Here is an 8074-nt window from a genome sequence, read left to right as displayed (position 1 = left end):
GGAAAATATTATTCGAGTACACAAATAAGTTTTATTTTAAATAAAAACGGAAAAATAAGCAACATTGAAACTGATTGTAGTTTCACAGATTCTGAAAACAATAAGTTTGCAGAATATTTTAAAAATGAAACTTTAAAATTTGTAGAAAAAACAAAATGGATTCCTGCTAAATTTAAAGGAATAAATGTAAATAGTGAAATGAATTTTATATATTCCCATAAATAAATAAACTGCCACCAACAGCTCCAACGGATTTGGGCATTAGGCTTAATGGAAAGATGGTTTTGTATTTGGGATGATTTGGCAAATCCGAAAATAGGTCTTAATTTAGTCCCAAACCCGCTGTAGTGCCATGACGTTGTGCGACATATTATGAAAAAACTGCAACAAATAACAACCATTTTATTAATCATCTTTTTTACCAGTTGTAAAAAGGAAATGACCGATTTGGAGTTTGAGAAAAATGTACTGACTGAAATTTTCCCAACTTTAGTAGATTCGGTTTGTGTTGATTGTAGAATAATGATGAATCCACCACTAATGATTGGTAAAGTTATCTTTGATAAAAATGGAAAATATTTAAAAACCGATTCACTGAAAGCATCTAAAGATGAAAAGCTAAAATATGAAGAATGGAAAGCTGATATCAATGAAATCAAAAGAGATACTTCAAAGCTAATTATTGCTTTTGCACCTGAATTAAGAAAAATACGAGATAGCGTAAAATCAGATTTTGAAAAACATTTTCCAAAAGCTAAGCTTGACGAAACAAAAAACGGAACTGAAACAATATATGATTTTGATTTCAGCAAAATTAAATTGAATAATAAGTTCCAACTTAAAAACCTTAATGAATTTCCAAAAGAGCGAGATGCGATTTGGTTTACTAAATATAATTTTGTTTTTTCAGGAATTCTAGATTTTACAAGAATACAATTTGACCAAACAAAACAATTTGGAGTTTTAGATGCGGGCTTCGGTTGTGGAGGAACTGGCGGTAAGGGCTATAGAATATATATCAAAAAAGTAAAGAATAAGTGGATAATTGACAAAATAGTAGGAACCTGGGAATCGTAAAAATACGTCGCACAACAGCTACAACGGATTTGGGCAATTGGCTTAATGGATAGTTGGTTTTGTATTTGGGATGATTTGGCAAATCCGAAGAATGGGCTTAATTTAGTCCCAAAACCGCTTTAGTACCAGAACGTTGGCGGTTATTTTACCGAAACACTCTGCAAGAAAGAACATTTATTAAAAACGAAAATGAATAAAACACTACTTCTATTATTTAGCTTTTTATTTTTAAGTTGTAATTCAAAGTCTCAAAATAACATTAAGGAAAAAGAACCCGAAAAACAACAAGAGATAGCGAAAACTAAATTGACCGGAAACCAAATTATAGTAGGATTAGACAAACTCAATTTTTTCAATCTAACCGAAAAAAAAGATTTAAAAGAAACAAAAGCTGAATTTGAAAAATCTTATAACGAACTAAATTTTTTTGAAGGCAAAATGAAAGGCGAAAGCTTAATATTTACTGACAATAGATTTTATTTTATAGATTCAGAAACTCTATTTGAAAGTGGTGGTTTAATTCAGTATTTAGAAACTGTAAAAAAATCATTTGACAAACTAAACTTGAAACTTGAATTTTCAGATGAATTTAATAATCAAACTGAAAGACATTTGACTCATAAAATAAAACTTAACGGAAAAGAATATATCGCTTATGACAATGATTTTGGAGAAGATGATTGGGGAATTTCATATATAAATTTTATAGAGATGTTAAACGACCTACTAAAATCACAGAAAAGTAACGAAAGATTTTATCCTATAAGTTCCGGAAATGATGGAAGAATGGTTCTACTAACTAAAGAACAATTTGATTTTGTGAAAGCAAACTATCCAATTAACAGAGAACATCCAATGGAAATAAGTGATTGGAAACATTATAATACAATGTAAAAAAACAGCATACAAAAGCTACTACAACGGATTTGGGCAATTGGCTTAGTGGAAAGTTGGTTTTGTATTTGGGATGATTTGGCAAATCCGAAGAATGAGTTTAATTTAGTCCCAAACCCGCTGTAATGCCAGAACGTTGTGTGAGATAATAACCTAAAACCGTTAAATCAAAAATGAATCAAAAAAAATCTTCAATTGAGCCATTAATAAAGTCTGTCTTCCTGCTTAAAAATATAGGATTCTTACTTGTATTACTTTTTCTATTTACATTTTGTTTTGAAAATACCTATGATAGAGTTTATGGGGATAACCATTATAAAAAGAAAATAGAAAATCTATTAAAAAACGGAAAAACAATAATTGCGGATCTTGATAAAAATTATGTAACAAATCAAATTAAAATTGGTAATACTTATACAAATTCATTTGAATTTAAATACAGTTTTAAGGTAAATAATAAAACATATGGTGGCGAATTTATAACTGAAGAATTTATTCCTGAAAATTCAGAAAGGCTAATTAAATATATGACTGTTAATTATTTACCTGACAATCCTGAGATTAATCAAATTGATGCTGAACTAGAATACGAATATGCAAAAGACACAGTTAAAGATCATACAATTGGAATGTTGCTTCTAAATCTCTTTGGTTTAGTTTTATCCTTCTTTTTGATATTATATGTACTTCTTTCAATTAATTATAAATTAAAGAATTTTGATAAACCTATTGAAAATACTGTAATAAATAATCAATCATATTATAATGATATTAGTAAAAAAACAGACTACTCAAACATAAGATGATTAAAGCTAATATATTAAACAACCTTACTCAAATTACCTCACACAACAGCTACAACGGATTTGGGCAATTGGCTTAATGGAAAAATGGTTTTGTATTTGGAAGATTTGGCAAATCCAAAGAATGGGCTTAATTTAGTCCCAAACCCGCTAGTGCCAGAACGTTACAGCAGGCAACTTCTCTATTTTAAATGTTTATTATTAGTAACTAAAATTATGGACAAGGAAACATCTAAAGACTCTCTAATTATCGAGACCATAATTCATACTTCGGTCGAAAAAGTGTGGGAAGCATGGACCGAACCTAGTGTCATAATGAAGTGGTTTGGATCTGATCCCAAAGGGACAGTGTTAAGTGCAAAACTAGATGTTAGGCCAGGTGGTAGTTTTGAAGTAGCATTTAAAGATGCCGACCAAACCGAGCATATTTGTAATGGCATTTATACTGAGATTGAAAAATTAAGTAAGCTAACATTTACCTGGCATTGGAAAAGCGAACCCAGCGTAGAATCTTTTGTTGTTTTGTTGCTAACTGAAGAGGGGAAATCAACGAAAATGCAGTTTGAACATATGAATTTTGGAAATGGTTCAAAACATGATTATGTAAAGGGATGGCAAAGTACTTTCTTAAAACTTAAACAACTTTTAGGGGATAACCCTTAAAATTCATAAGAGAAAAAGAATAACGAACCGCTAATAGCCACTACAACATTAAGACTCAATTTAGGACCCGAAATTTCGAAGACATATCTACATAACAATAGCGTTAATTTACACCCAAAGCTTCCAAATTAACCCCATAATCTTAAAAAAACAAATTATAAACATTAACATATTGTTTCATTAACATTGCAAATAGGGAATTAAAATAATTTTGCGATATATTAATAAAACAAATATTTTAATGAAAAAACTATTCCCAATTGTAGTGGCACTACTTTTCGCTTTCAATGCCAATAGCCAAACCAAAAACTACGCTTATCTTAAAGTGAAAATCGCCAACCTTGAAGTCGATTCTTTGGTTATTATCTCTTATAAAAACCCTGATTTCAAAAAGATTATCAAAGCGGACAGCGATGGTATCTTTAAAGACACATTGAACATAAAAGCCGATAAATATTATGTAAGCAATTGCTCTAGTATTTTTCCCAATGGAATATATCTAAATAATGGATATGACTTAAAAATCACCGTTGACGCCAAAGAACCAGGAAAAACAATGGTTTTTAGCGGAAAAGGCGCTACAGAAAATGAATTTGTGGCAACTTTTTCCAAAAACGAAGAGAATTTTGATTACGAGTCACTAATGCAATTGGATCAATCTGCATTCGATAAACAAACAGAACAAATACGATTGAATCTATTTGCTACTCTTGATAAGAAAAAATACGCTTCTGATTTTGTTGTTTACCAAATTGGTTATTTGGATAACTTTATCGAAATGAAAACCCAAGCATACAAAACTATCCTAGAAGAGAAAAAATAAAGATCTGTTTACAAGATTATCTTTGGCTTTGCCAACATCTATAATTCTTCCCTAGCTTTCGATGTGTACATACTCTGTTACATCTTACGACAAAGCATCACATCGACAATCAAAAACTACTGAGAAATAAATTATCGCTCAGTAGTTTTCCCTTTTAAAAATGTTTCCAGTTATAAAAAACAAGCAGAGTTTTAGTACTTTTATCTTTTTAAAGAACATTAAAAAAATCACGTAAAATGAGCGACAATTGGACCGAAAGATGGGACGACAGATATAGTAACGAAGCGTTTGCCTATGGCGAAGAGCCAAACAACTATCTAAAACAAGAATTAGAAAAATTAAATATTGGAACCATACTTTTCCCTGCAGAAGGCGAAGGACGCAACGCTGTTTTTGCAGCAAAACTTGGTTGGGCAGTTTCGGCGTTTGACATAAGCATTGAAGGAAAAAACAAAGCAATGCAACTTGCAAAGGCCAATAATGTAACTATTGACTATCAAGTTGGCGAATTAGAAGCACTGAATTATAAACCCGAACAATTTGACGCAATTGCGCTAATTTTTGCACACTTCCCTGCCGATATTAAATCCCTTTACCACAAGGCTCTTGATAAATTCTTGTGCAAGAACGGAATCATTATTTTTGAAGCATTTAGCAAAAAACACCTTGACTATCTTTCAAAAAACGAAAAAGTAGGCGGACCAAAAGACATCGAATCTTTATTCTCAATTGAAGAACTAAAATCCGACTTTGAGAATTACGAAATTATAGAATTAATAGAACAGGAAATTGAATTAAACGAAGGACAGTTTCACAATGGAAAAGGTTCTGTTATACGATTTGTAGGTCGAAAAAAATAAAGCAATTTCAATCACAAAATGACAGCATTAGTTATCTTATTCTTTTATAATTATAACGCTTGCTTTATAACCCTTTCCAACATTCCATTGGTCTGACATAACTAGAATACCTTTATCATCATAAACTTCGAATTGTGCTGTATTGGGAGGAGCAGAACCTTCGTTCAAAGCTTCAATGTCAATCCTGTTCATTCCTTTTTGCAGTTTTATTTCAAATTCTTTGTAATCACTTTCCATAACAACCTCTGGAACTATTACTTTATGATTTAAAAATACCCTTACGTAATCACCGTCTAAAAATGCGGCGTCACGATAACGTATTTTAGATGTCAAAGATTTAGTTTTAATACTGCCTAAATATTGATTTTTTCTATAGTAAATACCTTCTGTATTGGCCTCCTTTTTATAATAATTAATGTCATTAAAAAGTGTTGTTGGATCAACCTCTAGGGTATCTTTTTTTTTCACGACCTCAGGAGGAGTCACTTTTGGTGAAACTTCTTTTGGAGGAATCGCTTTTTCTTTTTTGTTTTCTTTAGGTGGAATTGCTTTGTATTTAGCAGTGAATTCTTCTTGGGCATATCCACTTATGGACATTCCAATCACAACAACAAAGAACAATATACTTTTCATATTTTAAAATTATTTATTAGCGGTCCAATCGTTATGCTTTTAAAGAATTTTGAATATATCCAAAACCATTAAACAAATACAACCAGACTCTATTTACATAACAGTCATTTCATTAAATTTATTGCATTTTTTTCGTGAAAAGTGATTTTAAAATTAGCTCACGAAATTGAATTATTAATATAAAAACCGAATCACAACCCAACCCAACAATAGATAAAATTTACAATTTTTAGTGTCTACAATCAATATTTATCGATCAAAACACATGAATTTAAAAGACTATAGATAGATGAATTATAGCTAGTTTTAGAAAACAAATTAAAGTAAATTCGCATTACATTTCTTAAAAAAAACTAAGCTCAAAAGAAAACAGAATTAAAATGAGAAAAATAAAAATTACACTTTAAGTAGAAAACCTGGTAGGGGTATGAGAAATGATATTAGTAATGGATGGTTAGTCGGCTATTTAGAAACAAATAATTCGGTTTATCTTTTTACCACCAAAGTTGAAAAAGAAGAAACTAACATGGATAAATTTTCCATAATCAGATTAAATTCAACCAAAGAAGCCTTTAAAAAACTAAAATTGATTGAATAAAAACAACCGATACTCAAGATACACTCAAATAACAGCAGACAACTTTTTTAGAGTTTAAAATCACTATCATATCAAAATTAAAACATTATTTTTTTAAAAAAGTCAACTTCAAATTAACCAAACAAAAACCTTATGAGAAAAACTTCTATTTCTTTTATTTTGATTCTATTTGTTACTTCTTTGTATGCACAACAACCAACGCCAACTCCGGCTCCTACAGCAGCAGCTCCTGCAAAGGAAGAAGTTTCGGCAGCCAGCCTAACTTTTAAACCAGATTCACAAGTTGTAACCAATCATATTACGACAATAAAAGGCCAAAAAGTTCCTTTTAGGGCTACTACTGGAACGATGCCTGTATGGGATGAAGAAGGAAAAGCAATTGCTGGACTTTTTTACACATACTATGAACGTTCTGATATAAAAGACAATGCATCGAGACCTCTTGTTATTTCATTTAATGGAGGACCGGGGTCCGCTTCGGTTTGGATGCAAATTGGATATACTGGACCTCACCTTCTCAATATTGATGATGAAGGCTACCCTGTGCAACCGTATGGAATTAAAGAAAACCCCTATTCCATTTTGGATGTTGCCGACATTGTGTTTGTAAACCCTGTAAATACTGCTTATTCAAGACCTATCAATAAAGACATTCCTACTACTAAGTTTTTTGGTGTAAATGCCGATATTAAGTATCTGGCAGATTGGATTAATGGTTTTGTAAATCGTAACAATCGCTGGGCTTCACCAAAATACTTAATTGGAGAAAGCTATGGAACAACCCGTGTTGCTGGACTTGCTCTTCAATTACAAGAAGAGCAATGGATGTATCTAAATGGTGTTATTTTGGTATCGCCAACCGATTTAGGAATCAAAAGAGGCGTTGTGTCTGAAGCCGCCCTTAGATTACCTTATTTTGCGGCAACGGCTTGGTATCACAAAATGCTTTCCCCAGAATTGCAAAATAAAGATTTGACTGCAATGCTTCCTGAAGTAGAGGATTTTGCTATAAATGAACTCCTCCCTGCTTTGAGCAAAGGCAATACACTAGAAGAATCCAAAAGAAAAGAAATAGCAACTAAAATAGCTCATTATTCAGGATTATCAGAAAAAGTGGTTTTACAAAGCAATCTAGATGTTTCACTTAATTATTTTTGGAAGGAACTATTAAGGGATAAAGGTTTTACGATTGGAAGACTGGATTCCCGTTATATAGGCATTGATCGTAAAATAGCCGGGGAAAATCCCGATTATAATGCAGAGTTATCTTCGTGGTTGCACTCCTTTACCCCTTCAATCAATATGTATATCAGAAATAACTTGAATTACAAAACCGATTTCAAATATAATATGTTTGGTCCAGTACATCCGTGGGATGAAACAGGAAATAAGACTGCCGAAGATCTACGTCAGGCTATGGCACAAAATCCCTATTTAAAAGTTATGGTTCAATCAGGTTATTATGATGGTGCCTGTGATTATTTTAACGCTAAATATGATTTATGGCAAATGGACCCTAGTGGAAAGCTAAAAGACCGAATGTCATGGAAAGGTTATAGAAGTGGTCATATGATGTACTTAAGAAAAGAAGACTTACAGACTTCAAATGAAGACATTAGAGAATTCATAAAACAATCATTACCTAATACTGGAGCACCCGCAAAATATTAATTCCATCTTATTTCATAAAAGAAACTGTTCCAAATTGAGAACAGTTTTTTTT

At 31.6% G+C, this 8074-nt stretch carries 10 protein-coding genes; 9 read left to right on the top strand and 1 reads right to left on the bottom strand.

Annotated features, from left to right (window positions below; genetic code table 11):
* The 7 genes from AC1DY0_RS14975 to AC1DY0_RS14945 form a co-directional block, all read left to right on the top strand.
* Positions 1–225, top strand: a 225-nt coding sequence (locus AC1DY0_RS14975; RefSeq protein ID WP_477189389.1) for an energy transducer TonB, incomplete at its 5' end; no start/stop codon positions are given.
* 147 nt (positions 226–372) lie between these two features.
* Positions 373–1077 (top strand): hypothetical protein, encoded by a 705-nt coding sequence (locus tag AC1DY0_RS14970; protein WP_477189388.1) that lies wholly within the window; start codon positions 373–375, stop codon positions 1075–1077.
* A gap of 189 nt (positions 1078–1266) precedes the next feature.
* A complete protein-coding gene (locus AC1DY0_RS14965; RefSeq protein WP_477189387.1) occupies positions 1267–1971 on the top strand; it encodes a hypothetical protein in 705 nt (234 codons plus the stop codon).
* A gap of 173 nt (positions 1972–2144) precedes the next feature.
* Complete coding sequence (locus tag AC1DY0_RS14960) at positions 2145–2777, top strand: hypothetical protein (protein WP_477189386.1); 633 nt, start codon at positions 2145–2147, stop codon at positions 2775–2777.
* Between the two features lie 213 nt (positions 2778–2990).
* On the top strand, positions 2991–3437 hold the full coding sequence (locus AC1DY0_RS14955) for an SRPBCC family protein (RefSeq protein WP_477189385.1): 447 nt from the start codon (positions 2991–2993) through the stop codon (positions 3435–3437).
* Between the two features lie 241 nt (positions 3438–3678).
* A complete protein-coding gene (locus AC1DY0_RS14950; RefSeq protein ID WP_477189384.1) occupies positions 3679–4260 on the top strand; it encodes a hypothetical protein in 582 nt (193 codons plus the stop codon).
* Between the two features lie 236 nt (positions 4261–4496).
* On the top strand, positions 4497–5120 hold the full coding sequence (locus tag AC1DY0_RS14945) for a class I SAM-dependent methyltransferase (RefSeq protein WP_477189383.1): 624 nt from the start codon (positions 4497–4499) through the stop codon (positions 5118–5120).
* 36 nt (positions 5121–5156) lie between these two features.
* On the opposite strand, the gene AC1DY0_RS14940 is transcribed toward AC1DY0_RS14945, so the two are convergent.
* Positions 5157–5753: a hypothetical protein gene (locus AC1DY0_RS14940; RefSeq protein WP_477189382.1), complete on the bottom strand. Its 597-nt coding sequence runs from the start codon at positions 5751–5753 to the stop codon at positions 5157–5159.
* A gap of 427 nt (positions 5754–6180) precedes the next feature.
* On the opposite strand from AC1DY0_RS14940, the gene AC1DY0_RS14935 reads away from it, so the two are divergent.
* Positions 6181–6351: a hypothetical protein gene (locus AC1DY0_RS14935; RefSeq protein ID WP_477189381.1), complete on the top strand. Its 171-nt coding sequence runs from the start codon at positions 6181–6183 to the stop codon at positions 6349–6351.
* Between the two features lie 132 nt (positions 6352–6483).
* Positions 6484–8022, top strand: a complete 1539-nt coding sequence (locus tag AC1DY0_RS14930; protein WP_477189380.1) for a S10 family peptidase — start codon at positions 6484–6486, stop codon at positions 8020–8022.
* The last annotated feature ends 52 nt before the right edge of the window (positions 8023–8074 follow it).

The sequence above is a fragment of the Flavobacterium sp. P1_E4 genome (assembly GCF_056405915.1).
Note: the sequence above shows the minus strand (reverse complement) of the source record. Positions and strands in the feature narration are given on the sequence as shown.